Source organism: Enteroscipio rubneri, from assembly GCF_963929405.1.
GTDB classification, from domain to species: domain Bacteria; phylum Actinomycetota; class Coriobacteriia; order Coriobacteriales; family Eggerthellaceae; genus Enteroscipio; species Enteroscipio rubneri.
Genome location: NZ_CAWVIN010000003.1, coordinates 1,084,950 through 1,100,966, shown reverse-complemented (window position 1 = coordinate 1,100,966; position 16,017 = coordinate 1,084,950). Strand labels below are relative to the sequence as shown.

Genomic DNA, 16,017 nt, shown 5'->3' with positions numbered 1-16,017 from the left:
GAAAACCTCCTATATCGATATGGTGATAGAACACGGGGTGAGATCGGCCGACCGATCGCACATGCTAGCGATCGAGATCGTCCTGGGACGCGTTCGTATCCACGCCCGTTTCGTGCCGCGGATCGGGAGTGTCGGGATCGGCATTCGGCAGGCCTTGTCCAACCACGCCCTCCGTGACGCTCGACCGCATATCGGCATCGGCCGACGCGGTGCGATCGATCAGATCGTCCCGCACGCTCGCGGCGCTCTTGCGCCCATCGCGGTCGAAGGGCGCCGCGCATGCGGGAGGAACGTCGTTCGTCGGCGCATCTGCGGGAGCGCCTGCTGTCACTGCGGAACCCGCGCCCTTCGAAGTCCGGTCGGTCGGCATTGCCGGATCGCCGTCGCGATCTTCCTTCGAAGCGCCATCGTCTGGCATGCGAACAACCTCGATGGTGGCTCCGGTCTCCTCGGTGTCCACGGACAGAGGGCCTGCCGGTCGACTCGTTACGCTGACAACGGCCGCCGAGATGCCCTGCGCCACGCGACCGCCCAAACCGCCACCGGCCGACGATCCGCTTGCGCCTGCCGGGCGCGGATCGTTGAGCGAGTCTTTGGCGCGCGTGCGCTTGTTGATTTTGCCGCTCTCCTGTGCACTCGATGTTGCAGAAGACGCCGCGCCCACCGTGGGATTGGCTGCAACCGGATCGGACGGCTGCGCCTGCATGCGCGCAGGGTCCGCAACGCCGGCGACATGGCCAGATCCGCCGACCGTGTTGTCTGCAGTCGCCGAACCGCTCGCAACGGCGGCAGGAACAGCATCCTTCGGAGCCCAATGATGGCGCAACGCGTAGATGACGAACGGAATAGCCACCGATACGACGAAGGCCACGCCGAGAGTTGCCTGATATACCGCGTTCGACTGGGCGTCGAGGTTCGACGACGGGAAGAACGAGATGATGAGCGTCGCCACCGTCATGAGCAGGCCCACGCCGGCAACGATCGCCTTGAAAGGCGTGCCGCCGGGCAGCTGGAAGGACCGCTGGAGACCCTTCTTCTTGAAGATGAGGTAGAAGTACCCCAGGAAGAACAGCACGTAGCCCACCAGATAGATGACTACGGTCAGACCGATGGCCGTGAGGTAGCCCACCGAAGAGCTCGAACCGCCGGACAGCGCGATGGAGCCGCAGAGCACCGCGTCCCACGCCGTCACGATTATGGCCTGAATGACAACGGTCTGCACGCTCACGCCGTGCTTGTTCACTTTCTTGAACGAAGGCGGCAGAATGCCGTCATGCGCCGTATCGAGCAGCGCGCGCGACGGACCCACGATCCACGCGGAGATCTCGGCCAGCACGCCGAGCGCCAGCAGCACTGCGACGGCAAACACGATCCAGCTCAGGCCGGGACCGATATGCGTGACGAATATCGCGCGGAACGCCTCGATGACGCCAAACGACAGGTTGCCGTCAAGCACCGATGCGGGAAGCGTGGTCGCCACAGCCAAGCCGCCCACCGCGTCGAGCGCGATGGTGAGAATCGCGAGAATGATCATGGCCAGCGGGTAGTTGCGGTTCGGGTTCTTCAGCTCGTTCACGTGCGAGGCCGACGCTTCAACGCCCATGTAGGCGAGGATGAACGAGGCGAAGATAACGAGCGTGCCGGTTTGCGAGAAGTCCGGCACAATCTGGGTGGGGGCGATGTTGATCTGGGATACGCCGCCCGTGGCGAAGTAGATAATCAGGCCCACCAACAGCACGATGACGGGTACGATGATGCCGCCCACGAAGCCCACCTTCGAGATGCGTGCGGTGTATTTCGTGCCGCCCAGCTGCGTGAGCGTGAGCACCCAAACGATGGCCGCCACGCCGAAGAACATGACGAGCGGGTTGTTGTACAGCGCATCCCACCTGAACACATACGCCAACGCTGCCAGAATGAAGAACGACATCGTGACGAAGCCGACGGTGATCTGGAACCACTGGAAGAACAGCGCCGCGAAACCCCAGCGCCGCCCCAGCGTATTGCCTACCCAGGCGAAGATGCCACCCGATTCCCATCCCTTGACGGTTGCCATCTCCGCTGCGCAGAGCGCCACCGGCAAAAACCAGAGGAGGCCTCCGGCGATCAGGAAGAACACCAGATGGAAACCTGACGATGCGAACGTCGGATACTCGTACACCGTCATAACCATCGAGGCGGTGATTGCGAAGAACCCGAAGAACGTCAGTGTTCTCTTGAATGACGGACGGCCCGCTCGGCCAACCGGGCCGGGATCGCTTGTGGGCGCGACGGCATTCTGCTTGGTTTCGCTCATGCTCCCTCAGCTCCTTTCCTTTGCTCGAGATGCGCGATGCACCCCTCTCGAACTCATCGGGAGCACAGCCGCGCGGTTAACTTGTTCTCGAACGTTCTACCAGAGCGAGGTAGACGAAAAACGGCCACGAGAAGGCGTTCACCTTCTCGTGGCCGAAGCGTTTGCGTTGCGGGAGAGGGAATGGCGAAGGCACCACGGCGCGCCGCCGAACCTACTGGTCAGCGGAGCGTTTGTACATTTCGATCGCGGTCTTCAACAAGCTGGACGCAAAGTCGTGGACGTTATAGCCCTCGGAGATGGCATTCACAGCCGCACCGTCAACAACCGCGCCCACCATGCGCGGAGGCATATCGATGCCGGCACGGGCAAGGATTCGCCCGATGGCGGCGTCCAAAGACACGCGGCCCTTCTGATAGGCCTCCGTCACAACATCTGATTCGGCTGCAGCAATGAGCTGCGCATAGTGGGCAGGCAGCACAGACGTCTCTTCGGGAAGGCAAGCCTGCACGAGCAGCTCGACCACACGACTGCGGCATTCTTCGGGCGAGAGCGCCTCGGCCGTTGCTGCGGCCTTCTCGGCGCGCTCGGCCCACAGCTGGATGTTGTAGCGACCCGCCTCATGCAGCAGCTGCGTGACGGATTCGAAATAATATCCCACCGACGAGGAAGCAGCACCGGCCCACTTCGCCACTTTGCGATACGTAACCGCCTTCGGGCCTTGCTCGCGAAGCAACGCGGCCGCAGCCAGCACAAGTGATGTACGCGTGATCTGCGCTTTGAGCGATTTTGGTGTTTGCGAAGCCTCGCCCATGAACCCCTCCTCTCGAACCGACGACGCACTGAAGCGCCATCGTTCATGCGAACGCCGCCCGGGCCGTTTGGCCTCGGGCGGCGCTTCGTCGCTCCACACCGCCTTCGCTACGAAGGCAGCCGCGTTTCGTAAGAGCGCACTACACTTCGGTCAGATCTTTGCCCGTATGCTCATGCGATAGTATCATCGCCACGAGCGCGATACAAGCGATACCGACCATGTACCAAGCAGGAGCGATATCGCTGCCCGTCACGGAGATCAACCAGAACGAGATATACGACGCCGAGCCGCCGAAAATGGCGTTGGCCAGGTTGAAGCTAAGCGCGAACCCGGAGTAGCGCACATCGGTGGGGAACGTCTCGGTCAGATAGCTCGACAAGGTTCCGTCGTTCACGGTGAGAATGAGGCACATGACCAGCTCGACGATGAGAATGGTCCAGAAATTCAGCGTGCCGAGCAGCATGAAGGCAGGCACGGTGAACACGATAAAACCGACGCACGCGCCGATGAGCATGCGCTTGCGGCCAAACCGGTCGGATATACGACCCGACAAAAAGATGAAGCCGATGTACACCACAAGCGTGATCGTGGTGATAAGCGACGCCGAGGCCGCGTCATAGTTCAACGTAACTTCAAGGTAGTTCGGAAGATACGTCAGCACCGCGTAGAAGCCCACCGCGTTCAGCACGCAGGCACCGAACGACACGATGAGCTTGCGAGGATGACGCTTGAGCAGCGTACGGATGGGGCGCTCAACTTGGCGGCCCTGCTTCTGGAGCTGCTCCTGCATAATCTCGTACACCGGAGAGTCCTCGAGGTGCGTCCGGATGTAATGCGTGATATAGCCCAGCGGACCCGCCAGCAAGAACGGGATGCGCCAACCCCAATCGACCATGAACGTCGAGTCGGCGCCCCACACGCTGTACATGAAAGAAGCGAAAAGCGAGCCTACCAGCAGGCCGGTAGCTGTAGAAGCCGGCACCATCGAGCAATAGAAGCCGCGATGGTTCTTCGGAGCGTATTCCGCGATGAAGGTCGCAGCACCCGCATATTCTCCCGACGCCGAGAAACCCTGCACCACGCGCAGCAGCAGTAGCAGGATGGGCGCCGCCACGCCTATGGCGGCGTAGCCAGGCAGGCAGCCGATCAGGAAGGTCGAGCCGCTCATCAGCAAGATCGATACCGACAAGGCCCACTTGCGGCCTTTCTTGTCCCCCATGTTGCCCCAGAAGATCGCGCCGATGGGGCGCACGAGGAAGGCCAGCGCGAACACTCCGAACGTCATCATGGTCGCCACCATGCGGTCCTCGCCGGGGAAGAACACCAACGCGATGACCGTGGCCAAATACGAATAGCTCGCGTAGTCGAACCACTCAATGAAGTTACCAAGGAAGGATGAAAACGTTACGCGCTTCAGGGTCTTGTGCTTCTCTTCTTCTGGAATAGCATGAGGGTCTCTGTGATGAGCAGGAATGGTTTCAGCACTCATGATTGTCTCCTATACTCCGCAGCCGTGCCCCGTGCACGACTGTCGGCGCGCCAGCCAAATGAGGGCTTTCCCAGGCAAAGCGCAGTGCTCGATTACCTGTATCATACCCCAACGTCCTTCTTCGGATGGAAAGACGTTACATTTCATGACGAAAACGGCGATAAATCGGCACCGTTTGGCGCGCTGTGCGCATGGCGCATGAAGGGACCCAAGGAATGCGAACGAGCCCCCTCGAATGCGCCCCGCAGAGCGTCGTTGTTGCGACGTTGTCTCTGCGGGGCGGCAGCAGTTAGTGCTCTGTTGTCAGATCTCGGCCGGGCATCAGTAATCTTCCATCAGTTCGACCTGCGCCTTGCTTGCACGCGAGATGAAGGCATGCTTGGCCTTCTGGCCGCCCTGCGCTAGTTTGCGCAGGATGACTCGCTTGAGACGCGGATAATCGTTCATGCCGTACCAGGCAAACGAAGTTCCGCCTACATAGCACTCAATAATGCTGTGCACCGGAAGGTTCGCATCGCGCTCGGCGTCGAGGGCCAGATACTCCCTGATTTCATCCGAGCAGACGTCGCGGATGACCTCGGCGCTGATCCCAAGCTCGCGAGCGAGATGGTTGAGCTGATACTCCACTTCAGCTTCGTCAGCGTGTGGGAAGTAGGTCACATCGAAGGTGACGGCGCTCACTCCCGATGCCTTGGCGAACCGCAGCATCTCGTCGAGCTTCATCATCTGCACGTGATCCTCCGTGCGCTCCATAATGTCGAGCTCTGCCGGAAAGCCCTGAAGTCCATGCTGACTGAACGCGGCAGCCAGCTCGTCCTCCGTCATGGCGCGCTCGTACTTCAACGGAGTGGCGATGTGGGTGAGGTTCTCCGTAATCTTAACGGGCTCGGCCTCAGCGGCAACCAGCGTCGGTGCGTCTGCAGCCAGGGCCGTTGCGCTCTGCGGGGTTTCCTCGCCCAAGCGAGCGGCCAAATTCTCGCCGATCTCGTTCTCTTGCTTCTGCTTGCGACCGGCGACCATGCCCTTGATGGACGGAATCGCGCCACCGCCAATGATGAGAATGCCGCCAAGTATCGTATTGATGGTCAGCGCCTCGCCGAACACGACAAGGCCGGTGAAGATGGCGACGGGAACCTCCCAGTAGGCGATAGTGCCGTAGTCAGCAGCCGGCAGGTTGCGGCCAGCCACCAGCAAAAAGCCGAGGGCGATGGGACCGCAGATGATCCACAACAGCACCGCGCCGATCCAGTTGAACGTGGTGAAGTGCACGTTGAGGGCCCAGTTCTCCATGCCCGGATTCGCACCGAGGGAGTTCAGGACTATCGTGATGATGCCGGCGCCCAACACCGCGAAAATGAAGTTCCACACGCCGCGGGCAGTCGTGTCGGCGTCTTTGCGGTAGCCGTTGAAGAACATCGAAGCGCCATAGAAGAAGCCTGAGGCAAGACCGAAGGCGTCGCCAAGACCCTTCTGCGGAAATTCCGGCGTCGCGGGCACGAGGTTGAAGTCGAAGCCGAACGCCTGGCCGCCTACGCCAAAACCAAGCAGGCCTTCGCCGAACAGCATCCCGACGAACACCGCAGCCAGGCAAACCCACTGCAGCACCGACATGGGTTCTTTGCGGAAAATGCGAGCGAGCAGCACGCAGACCACGGGGCCGATGTAGATGAACAGCACCGCGTTGGACACGGTCGTCAGCAGCGTCGACGTCACGTAGCATGCAAGCGACATGCCGATCATCAGACCGCCAAGCGCGATGGCCGGCGTCAACTTGAGCTTCTTGAATACGTGCACCTTATGCGTGGCCACAAGCAAGATGAGGAAGAACAGGACGCCCATGCCCATGCGGCCCACGGCCATGAGAGCGCCAATCGAATCGCCGGCATTGAAGCCTGCAGTGCCGTCGAACATGTCGGTACGCGTAGCCCAGCGACTGAACAGGGGGACGAGACCCATGCCGGTCGCCGAGATGAGCATGGCGATGGTGCCGAAGCCAAGGCGCATCTGATAGCTGCCGGAGCCGTCCTTCCCGTTGCCGAGTGTCTTGTTGTCGTTGTTGTCTGCCATTGGTCCTCCTTAAACCAGTAGCACCATGATCGATTCCGACTCCCCTATCGCATCATGCGGGAACGAATGTGAGACAAAGATCTCCCCTTCGGTCCCGCATGACCGAAAAACGCACACATGGAATTGTCGACGGAATCAAAAAGGGGATCCGGATTGCCGTGCAAACCGAATCCCCTTTCTTATACGTAGTGACGCTTGCCTTTACGAAGACGAGCTCGTCAAGCTGCGCTTAGTCGTTCCACATCTCCGGACGCACCAGGGTGGGATCCTTGACGCGGTTCGGGAAGTAGTCGAGGCACTCGCCCTCGCGGTAGACGTCGGCCGTGGAGCAGTGCAGGCCGCCGCCGAACGGATAGGCGTCGCGCAGGTCGCAGGGGATGACGTTCATGCCGAGCTTGTCCATCTGCTCCTGCTGGTAGACCTCGGAGGCCTCCACGATGACCGTCTTCGGGTCGAGCACGAGGCAGTTCATGGACAGCCAGACGGAGCTGTAGCACAGCGCCGGCGGCTCGTCGTGGGCCGGCTGGGCGGCTTCGACGATCTGCCAATCGTTGGCCTCGAAGATGGCGCGCTGCTCTTCGGGGAGCTTGCGGTGCGGGTTGTTGATGATCAGGCCCGGACGCAGCGGCACGAAGGTGGCGTCGATGTGGATCGGGTACGGGTCGCCGGGGAAGTTCACGGCGTGGATGCGGTACTCGGGATAGTAGCGCTGGAACCAATCCATGGCCGTGCGGTTCGTGGTCAGGCCGTGCTGGATGAAGATGTCCTTGCCCATGCGCATGAGGTCGGCGGCGTCCCACATCGGCTCGACTTCGGTGGTCACGAAGTCCTTGTTGGCCGTGCGGACGAGGCGCTCTTCCAGCGTGATCTTCTCGTCGTAGTAGTTGTGCTTGTAGGAGGCGTCCGTCAGACGGGGACGGGGGGCCTGGGTCCACAGGAAGTCGGGATCCTCGTCGAAGTACTGCTTCATGAGGGGCCAGTAGGCCAGGTACTCGAAGTAGCGGCAGCGGAAGGAGTTCGCGGAGGCCATGATCTCGTTGCCGACGGTGAGCAGGATGTCACGCGGGGGCATGCAGGTCATCATGGAGTCGTTGCGGAAGTCGGGCGTGCCGATGGCCTGGTTCCACTGCAGCGGGGTCGGACGGTCGACGACGACGCCGCGATCCTCGAGGATCTTCACGAGGTTGTCGAGGCACTCGTTGCCACGCTCGACGGTCTTGGCGGGACGCAGGCCCCACATGCCGCGCATCTCGGAGTCGACAGGGACCTTCTCAGACGTCGCGGGCTCCTCGGGAGGAATCATCGAGTTGTCGCAACGACCGACGATAACGCGCTTCAACGGATCCCAGTCGTTCCAAGAATTGACTATCTTCGCCATGACAGTCTCCTTTCTGCGGCGGCTTTCCATGCCGCCATATTATGTAGCACGAACACTACAGACTGCAGCTCAACTGGTTCGGCTGCCTCTGAAAAGCACTTCGGAGACCGGCGCATCGTGGTGCTTGCGCCCCTCGGTACTCGTCGTGGCATCCCTGCCAGATTCGCCGATGCCGCATTTATATCACCTTTTTTGTTCACCTGCAATATAAAATCCTCGAATAAATTTGCGCAGTACGATCCTTAATTTTGATCAAGTGCACAAAAATGCGAAGCAGTGCGAAATCGGCTTTCGCTGTACTGTTGCTTATATATTGGATAATGCTGCCGAACTTTTCCATCGTTTTGCATAAAACGGAATGGAATCGTAAACTCATGCGCAGAGCCTTCGCAGAAGGCCGCTCGTGAATGTACGGGCTTTGCTCAAAAAGGATGGTTTGTCCGTTTTCCTGATTGGCAAAAAAACATGAGCGGCACCCTGCACATCACGTCGAAACTCGACGGCAAAGCGCGCACAAGCCGCGCCAGTCTTTAATAGTACCGGTAGTACGCGGCGCAGCTGCCCTCGCTCGACACCATGCAGGGGCCCACCGGGTTCTCGGGCGTGCACACGCGGCGGAACAGGGGGCACTCGTTGGGAGCCATGATGCCGCGCAGGACGTCGCCGCAGCGGCAGCCCTTCGGATCCTGCGTGGGCTCGATGTTCGGCTGGAAGCGGCGCACGGCGTCGAACTGCGCGAACTCCTCGCGTATGCGGTAGCCCGAGCCGGGGATCTCGCCCAGGCCGCGCCAGAGCGCGGTGCACGTCTCGAACACCTCGTTGATGACAGCCATCGCAACGGGGTTGCCCTGGGGCATGACGCCGCGCGCGTAGGCGATCTCGATCTCGGCGCGGCCCTCGTGCAGCTGGCGCATGATCATGGCGATGCCCTGCAGCACGTCCACCGGCTCGAAGCCCGTGATGACGCCGGGGATGCCGTACTTCTCGGCCAGGAACCGGTACGGCTCCGCGCCGATGATGGTGCTCACGTGGCCGGGCAGGATGAGCGCGTCCAGCTTGAGCTTCGGGTCGTTGATGATGGCCTCCAGCGCACCGGGCATGTTCTTGTGGGCGCCGAACACGGTGAAGTTCTCGAGGCCGGCCGCAGCCGCGCGCTTGATGGCCATGGCAACGAGCGGCGTGGTGGTCTCGAAGCCCACGCCCACGAACACGATCTCGCGGTCGGGGTTCTGCTGGGCGAGCGCCAGCGCGTCGAGCGGCGAGTACACGATCTGCACGCTGCGGCCCGCCGCCTGCTCTTTCAGGAGGCTCGAGGTGGAGCCGGGCACGCGCGTCATATCGCCGAACGTGGCGATGGTGACGTTGTCGGTGCGCGCGAGGGCGATAACGGTGTCGATGTCGCGGTTCGACGTCACGCACACCGGGCAGCCGGGGCCGGACGCCAGGCGGATGCCCTCGGGCATGAGGTTGCGGATGCCGTTGCGCGCGATGGCCACCGTGTGCGTGCCGCACACCTCCATGAGCGTGGCGCCGCCCGCGGGGGCGAGCTTCTGGATGGAGTCGATCAGGCCGCGCGCGAGTTTGGGGTCCTTGAACGCCGCGAGCTCGGCTTCCATCGTGGCGGCGTCGACCGCGCTCGACTCGTGAGCGCAAGGAGTTCCCGCAGACCGGTCTTCGGGCGCAGAGAATGTTTCACGTGAAACATCTGTTCTCTTTTGGTAGCTCATCGCGAAGCCTCGTCGCCGAGGGGAATCTCATCAGCTACCAGTTCGGGGAATTGCTTCACCAGATCGATCGTTTCCTGTGCATATTCGGGATCGACCACCTCGATGGCGAAGCCCGCGTGCACAAGCACGAAATCTCCCACTCCCGCCTGGGGGGCGAGGTCGAGCGAAATGTCGCGCGTTACGCCCAAGATATCGACAGTCGCCAGTCCGTCGTCTTTGAGTTCGATGACCTGGGCCGGTATTGCCAAGCACATATCGCATGCTCACTTTCTGCAAGGGCCGGGGCGCATCACGTCGCCGAGATGCCCCCGTCCCGCTCGTTTTCTTGCGCCCATGCTACCACAGCTTGCCCGAAGGACACGCATCCGTCGTTGGGCGGTAGATCGCGGCTGACGGCTACCGTGAATCCGGCGTCTTCAAGCGCGGATAGCGCATGCTCCACCAGGTAGCGGTTCATGAACACGCCCCCCGACAGCGCCACCGCGTCGATGCCGTACATCGAGCGCACCAGCTCGGCCGCCATAACGATAGCCTGCACGAACGCATTGTGGAAACGGCGCGCGATGACCGCGGGGGGCACGCCGGCCGCCTTGTCGTCGAGAAGCGCCTGGAACGTGGGGGCCGCATCGAACAGCACGACCGACGTATCCTGGGCGGTGCTATCCGCCGTCGCCGTGTTCTTGACAACCGCGATGGCATAGCGTTCAGCAGCGTCGGCTTCGCCTCCTTGGCTGGGAACGGCGACGGCCTCGTGCAGAGCATTCGTTTGCCCATCCTCTATCGCGGCCTCCAGCAGGATGGCGGGCTCGCCTTCGTACTTCGGCTCGGTGCAGATGCCCAGAAGCGCGCTCGCTGCATCGAACAAGCGGCCGACCGACGAGGTCATGGGCGTGTTCAGGCCGTGATCGATCATCTGCTCGCACACGGCCGCCTGCTCGCCGAGAGCCGCCAGCGCCTCGGCCGCACCCGGATGCTCCAGCAGGTCGAACGCCCACAGCGCCCCATAGGCCATGCGCAGCGGATGCTTCACTGCCGCCGCGCCGCCCGGCATGGGCACGTAGGCGAAGTTCGCGAATCGCTCGAATGCGCACAGGTTGGATAGCAGCACCTCGCCGCCCCAGATGGCACCGTCCATGCCGTAACCTGTACCGTCGAATGCGATGCCGCACACCGCGTCGGACAGGCCGTGTTCAGCCATGACGGCCGCGATGTGCGCATGGTGGTGCTGCACCTCGGTTAGCGGCAGTCCGCGCACCCTGCTTTCGTCGTGCGCCCATTTCGATGCGAGGTACTCAGGGTGCAGATCGCAAGCCAAGCGGTTGGGTGTGATCTCGAACAGCGTCTCGTAACAGTCTTTGGCGTCCAACCACGCGTCATAGGTCTCTGCGTTTTCCATGTCGCCGATGTGCTGCGACACGAACGCCTCGGCATCGCGCGTAAGCGTGAACGTGTTCTTCTGTTCGGGTCCAGCCGCCAAGATGGCCCTGTCGCGGACGGATGCTTCATGCGCAGGACGTCGAGAATCCGCCTGCCCACGTGCGCCGGCAGAGGATTTCACAGTGTCCGGGCTACGGTCGACGGCGGAATCGCCGCATGCATCGGCATGCGAGCTTTCGTCGGCGACCGCAGTGCGGGTGCTGCAGGAAGCTGCCGCGTCAGCGCCTTCAGCTGGCGGGCAAGCCGAAGGAATCGCCAAAGGCAAAGGAGCGAATCCACGGGCGCGGCGGATGAACTGCATGGCATCTCCCGCGCTGCCAGCGGCGATGATGCGCACCACCGAATCGTCATAGCGCGCACGGATGGCGCGGTCGTGGCCGAGGAATCCATCGGCCACGGCGAAGAGCTTCTCGTAAGCGTCTTCGTCGTCGGTGACGATAGGCTCGTCGTGGATGTTCCCCGAAGTCATGACCAGCATAGGCGGACATGCAGTGGACCGGAGAACGGCGTCTTCCGCTCCCATTCGCTCGCCCGGAATGACAGGAGGTCGTCGATCTCCGCCATCCTGTTCGACGACGGCGGAACCGCCGAAGTCGCAGGATCCTTCATTGACAGTGCACGACGCATCCCCAGCTTCCATCGCTGCGGCGAAGTCGTGTAGCAGCACATGCTGCAGCGGGGTGTAGGGCAGCATGACGCCAAGCTCGGGCAGCTTGTCGGCCAGGCCGGGTGCGAAGGCGATGTCGGCGCGCTTCTTCAGGAGCACGATGGGACGCTGCGAACCCTCGAGTACGGCTGCCTCCGCATCGTTCACCTCGCAGACGCGGCGCACCTCGTCGGTGGTGGCGGCCATGACTGCGAACGCCTTGCCTTCGCGGCGCTTGCGCGCGCGCAGAAGCGCCACGGCGTCGGCGTTGTTCGCATCGCACACGAGGTGGAAGCCGCCGAGCCCTTTCACAGCAAGAATCTTCCCCGCCGCCAGCATGTCCACGGCACGGGCGAGGATGGCATCGCTCTCCTCGCGCGTCGCGCCCCACATCACAGAACCGAGCGGCGCGCCGATCGCATCGGAACCGCGGAGTGTTTCACGTGAAACACTTGTTTGTGTTTTCGGCGTGCAAGTCGTTTCGGACACGCCAGGCATTTCGGACGCGCGAAACGTCCCGAACGTGCCGGGCGATCCCGGCGCGCCAGGCAGGCCCTCGTGCTCGCGCCAGCTCAGGTGCGGCCCGCACTCGAAGCACGCGTCGGGCTGCGCGTGGAAGCGGCGGTCGAGCGGGTCGCCGTACTCGCGGGCGCAGCGCTCGCACATGGGGAAGTCCTTCATCGACGTGCTCTTGCGGTCGTAGGGCAGCTTCTCGATGATGGTGAAGCGCGGCCCGCAGTTCGTGCAGTTGATGAACGGGTAGCGGTAGCGCCGGTCGTTGGGGTTGAGCAGCTCGCGCACGCAGTCGTCGCACGTGGCCAGGTCGGGCGACACGAGCGTGGTCTTCTCCACGGCGCCGGCGTCCGAGAAGCGGATCTCGAAGGAGTCGAAGCCCTCCAGCGGAACCTCCTTGAGCGTCACTTCTTCGACGCGCGAGGCGGCCGGCGGGTTCTCGGACAGCTCGATAACGAACTCGTCGAGCAGCTTCGCCTCGCCCTCGGCATGGATGAACACGCCGTCGGTAGCGTTGAGCACCCAACCGTTTATCAGGTACTTCTTCGCCATTCGGTAGACAAAGGGGCGGAACCCCACCCCTTGCACGATGCCCTTCACCTGTATGTCGAGCGCTTCGATCATGTGTCGCCTCCGCTTCAATCCACAAGGGCGGCCCGGTCGGCCGCCCTCGATGTGTTCGCGCGCATGGACGCACTGTATCACGTGGAACTACGTTCGTGCCGTGAGCACCACGCCGCAGTCCCGACCCGGCTCGCTCACGACGCACGGCTCGCATCGCACCCCTGCGCGCCGCGTCCCAGGCATCGCTGCAATCTCCATCCCGCAGACGCCCTACCTCGTCGGCGCCTCAAGCTCCTCGAGGATGTCGACGATTACCTCGGCCAGCCCGCGCAATGTTACGCCGGAGTTGTCGGGCAGATGCAAGTGCACGCACCGGCGGCCGCGGTCGGCCAGCGTCACAAGATCGCCCGACGCCTGCGCCTTCGCAAGCGATCCGAGGCTTTCAGCCTCTTGCTTGAGCGGAATGTCCTTCAGTTCGTCGGCCGACAAGATGAGGAACACGCCGCAGTTCGGGCCGCCCTTGTGCAGCTGCCCTGTCGAGTGGAGGTATCGCGGGCCCACTTCCAGGCAGGATACCACGCCGCGCTTGTCGGCCACGCCGTGGCGGATGGTCTCGAGCGCCTCGCGCCGGCCCTCGCCGGTAAACGGCAGAAACGCGTTGAGCGCGAAGAAATCGCCCGGTTGGATGCTGCCAAGCAGCGCCCGCAGCGCACCGCGCACATCGGTACAGTCCTTGAAGCACGGCGAAAGACGCACCTCGACTTCGCCCATGTGGACATCATCGATAAAATCCTGGATAAAATCGGGCTCGGGCTGGCCTTCGCGCAGAATGTCGAGCACCACCGCTTTCGCCGAGGCTACGTCGGGTTGGTCGAATGGGCAGATCTTCATGAGATAGCCGCACATGGCGATAGCATATTCCCACATGACGAAATGCTCGGCCAGCTCCTCCACCGTATCGATTTTGAAGTTCGCGCGCGGGATAGTAGGGTCGATGTAGGACAGGCTCATCTCGAAGTTGCGCCGCTCGTCCCACAGGTCGTTCTTCGTCTGGTACATGATGACGCTGCGATCGCCCGGGTCCTTGGTCAGAAGCAGCGAGTCGATTTCGATATTCGGCAGTATGCCCTGGCCTTCCTTGCCCAGGCTTTCGGCTACCAGCTGCTCGATCCACAAGCCCAGAACGCGTCCGCGTTTCGGCGTGAGGAAGGAGAATTTATTGCGTCCCTGCACGTAGTTGTCGTACAAAAACGCCGCTAGGCCGATGGCCGGATTGTCGATGGCGTCCTCGCTGCACTGGCGCTCAGCCTCTACGGCGTGCATCATGAGTTCCTCGAGGTTGATTCCCACGAGCGCAGCCGGCAGCAGGCCGAACACCGATAGCGCCGAGAAGCGTCCGCCAACAGACGGCTCGCCGGGAAACACGGCGGCCCAGCCCTCCTCGCGTGCCTGGCGCTCCAAATCGGAGCCCGGATCGGTAATGGCAACAAGATGTTCCGCCAGCTCGACCTCGTCCATGCGATCCGAAGCTAGAACCGCGTTGCGCACCGCCTGCAGTGCCAGACGCGGCTCGATGGTGCCACCGCTCTTCGACGAGATGACGAACAACGTGGTCTCGGGTTTCGCTTCGGCAAGGATGGCGCGGACGCGAACCGGGGAATCCGAGTCCAATGTCTTGAACGTCACCATGGACGAATCCGGCTTGTTGTACTTCGTGATGGTCATAGGCGCTTGGGTCGATCCGCCTTGGCCAATAAGCACGACGGTCTTCAGTCCCTGAGCGATGACGGAGTCGGCGAATGCTTGGATCTCGTGCAGCGGATAGGGCGGATTGCTGGCAAGATCAGTCCATCCCATGTACCGCTCAGCGCATGCCTGCGCTTCTTCGGCGAACCCATACAGGCTCGCATCCTTCGCATGCAGACGACTCGCCGCGCATTCCTTCACGAGCGTCTTGGCGGAAGGATAGAGTTTTTCCAAGTCACCGGACAGCATACAACCTTCTTTCAGCGGGTAATTCTCGCTATTCTAGCAAACGCCGAACAGGCGCGCTCGCCCCCGCTCGCGCTTGTGATGGAGTTGTGAATGATTTCGCCAATGCCGAGACGACCGAGCCGTGCGGCAACCGCCGCCAGAAGCGCGTTAAGAAGCTCGGCTCCTTGCCGGCCCGGCGTTCCGAGCACGCCCCCTCGCATACTGCATATTGATAATTATTATCAATTAATATATAGTATCAATAAAGGATGAGCGATCAGCGCAACGTCCTCAGACGAGAGGGAGGAACCCGTGTCCGAGATCACGAGAAGAAGCCTGCTCAAGAGTGCCGCCGTAGGCGCTGCATCCATTTCTACGCTTGGATTGCTGGCAGCCTGCGCGAACGAGCAGCCCCAGGCCCAAGCGGAGAACGAGGATGCGAAAACCGGCGAGGGCAGCACGTACGTCGCCGATGTGCTCGATCCGGCCGATATCCCCGACGCATCGACGGCCAGCAACTTCAACATCGTTCCCAACAGCACCACCGCCGTCGGGACCACCTACGAGAACCTGTTGACCGCCATCACCGGCGAGACCGGCGCGACCACGAAATACGAGGCGTACGCAAAGGTGGCCGAGCAGGAAGGCTTTAGCCAGATCGCGCGTCTGTTCCAATGCACCTCGGACGCCGAGAAGATTCATAGAACTCGAATTCGCCTTGGCACAGGAGATCGAACCCGACACCGAGCGACCCGAGCCGCCCGCCGTCGAGGAACATGAGAGCGACATCAACCTCATTTCCGGAGCGAACGGCGAAATCTACGAAACGTCGGACATGTACCCGTCCTTCATCAAGAAGGCCCAGGAAGAAGGCAACGACAAAGCCGTCCAGGTGTTCACTCGCGCCAAGCTGGCCGAGGCGTACCACGCGAAGCTGTACATGGATGCCTACACCACCATCGACGCCCCGTTCGACGGCTCATACTACCTCTGCCCCATCTGCGGCTACATCCACAAGGGCGAGAACTTCGTCGCCTGCCCCATCTGCCTTGCTCCAAAGTCGTCCTTCAAGGCTTATTAGCCTTTAAGGTCTAGCAAACCGCCACCCGTCCTCT

Annotated in this window: 11 protein-coding genes; 2 read left to right on the top strand and 9 right to left on the bottom strand. The window is 62.0% G+C overall.

Going from position 1 to position 16,017, the window contains the following annotated elements; translation table 11 throughout:
- Nucleotides 1–64: 64 nt before the first annotated feature.
- The 9 genes from ABGT83_RS11560 to ABGT83_RS11520 form a co-directional block, all read right to left on the bottom strand.
- Entirely contained in the window at nucleotides 65–2,296 is a 2,232-nt protein-coding gene (locus ABGT83_RS11560; protein WP_346687689.1) for an amino acid permease, read from the bottom strand.
- A gap of 211 nt (nucleotides 2,297–2,507) precedes the next feature.
- Entirely contained in the window at nucleotides 2,508–3,107 is a 600-nt protein-coding gene (locus ABGT83_RS11555) for a TetR/AcrR family transcriptional regulator (RefSeq protein WP_103264985.1), read from the bottom strand.
- A 139-nt stretch (nucleotides 3,108–3,246) separates the two neighbouring features.
- On the bottom strand, nucleotides 3,247–4,596 hold the full coding sequence (locus ABGT83_RS11550) for an MFS transporter (protein ID WP_103264984.1): 1,350 nt from the start codon (nucleotides 4,594–4,596) through the stop codon (nucleotides 3,247–3,249).
- Between the two features lie 321 nt (nucleotides 4,597–4,917).
- Complete coding sequence (locus tag ABGT83_RS11545; RefSeq protein ID WP_239926426.1) at nucleotides 4,918–6,663, bottom strand: DMT family transporter; 1,746 nt, start codon at nucleotides 6,661–6,663, stop codon at nucleotides 4,918–4,920.
- A gap of 229 nt (nucleotides 6,664–6,892) precedes the next feature.
- Complete coding sequence (locus ABGT83_RS11540; RefSeq protein WP_103264983.1) at nucleotides 6,893–8,041, bottom strand: serine/threonine protein kinase; 1,149 nt, start codon at nucleotides 8,039–8,041, stop codon at nucleotides 6,893–6,895.
- A 530-nt stretch (nucleotides 8,042–8,571) separates the two neighbouring features.
- Complete coding sequence (hypD, locus tag ABGT83_RS11535) at nucleotides 8,572–9,657, bottom strand: hydrogenase formation protein HypD (RefSeq protein WP_346688035.1); 1,086 nt, start codon at nucleotides 9,655–9,657, stop codon at nucleotides 8,572–8,574.
- A gap of 107 nt (nucleotides 9,658–9,764) precedes the next feature.
- A complete protein-coding gene (locus ABGT83_RS11530; protein ID WP_103264981.1) occupies nucleotides 9,765–10,022 on the bottom strand; it encodes a HypC/HybG/HupF family hydrogenase formation chaperone in 258 nt (85 codons plus the stop codon).
- A gap of 35 nt (nucleotides 10,023–10,057) precedes the next feature.
- Complete coding sequence (locus ABGT83_RS11525; RefSeq protein WP_346687687.1) at nucleotides 10,058–12,988, bottom strand: carbamoyltransferase HypF; 2,931 nt, start codon at nucleotides 12,986–12,988, stop codon at nucleotides 10,058–10,060.
- Between the two features lie 210 nt (nucleotides 12,989–13,198).
- Nucleotides 13,199–14,923, bottom strand: coding sequence for a glucose-6-phosphate isomerase (locus ABGT83_RS11520; protein WP_103264980.1), 1,725 nt, complete (start codon nucleotides 14,921–14,923; stop codon nucleotides 13,199–13,201).
- 291 nt (nucleotides 14,924–15,214) lie between these two features.
- On the opposite strand from ABGT83_RS11520, the gene ABGT83_RS11515 reads away from it, so the two are divergent.
- Complete coding sequence (locus tag ABGT83_RS11515) at nucleotides 15,215–15,682, top strand: ferritin family protein (protein ID WP_346687685.1); 468 nt, start codon at nucleotides 15,215–15,217, stop codon at nucleotides 15,680–15,682.
- Nucleotides 15,621–15,983: a rubrerythrin family protein gene (locus tag ABGT83_RS11510; RefSeq protein WP_346687683.1), complete on the top strand. Its 363-nt coding sequence runs from the start codon at nucleotides 15,621–15,623 to the stop codon at nucleotides 15,981–15,983. The genes ABGT83_RS11515 and ABGT83_RS11510 overlap by 62 nt, the downstream gene beginning before the upstream one ends.
- The last annotated feature ends 34 nt before the right edge of the window (nucleotides 15,984–16,017 follow it).

Bases quoted from the DNA above. Each gene is read 5' to 3' on its own strand.
- ABGT83_RS11560 (WP_346687689.1), bottom strand. From the start codon at position 2,296: ATGAGCGAAACCAAGCAGAATGCCGTCGCGCCCACAAGCGATCCCGGC.
- ABGT83_RS11555 (WP_103264985.1), bottom strand. From the start codon at position 3,107: ATGGGCGAGGCTTCGCAAACACCAAAATCGCTCAAAGCGCAGATCACG.
- ABGT83_RS11550 (WP_103264984.1), bottom strand. From the start codon at position 4,596: ATGAGTGCTGAAACCATTCCTGCTCATCACAGAGACCCTCATGCTATT.
- ABGT83_RS11545 (WP_239926426.1), bottom strand. From the start codon at position 6,663: ATGGCAGACAACAACGACAACAAGACACTCGGCAACGGGAAGGACGGC.
- ABGT83_RS11540 (WP_103264983.1), bottom strand. From the start codon at position 8,041: ATGGCGAAGATAGTCAATTCTTGGAACGACTGGGATCCGTTGAAGCGC.
- hypD (WP_346688035.1), bottom strand. From the start codon at position 9,657: ATGGAAGCCGAGCTCGCGGCGTTCAAGGACCCCAAACTCGCGCGCGGC.
- ABGT83_RS11530 (WP_103264981.1), bottom strand. From the start codon at position 10,022: ATGTGCTTGGCAATACCGGCCCAGGTCATCGAACTCAAAGACGACGGA.
- ABGT83_RS11525 (WP_346687687.1), bottom strand. From the start codon at position 12,988: ATGATCGAAGCGCTCGACATACAGGTGAAGGGCATCGTGCAAGGGGTG.
- ABGT83_RS11520 (WP_103264980.1), bottom strand. From the start codon at position 14,923: ATGCTGTCCGGTGACTTGGAAAAACTCTATCCTTCCGCCAAGACGCTC.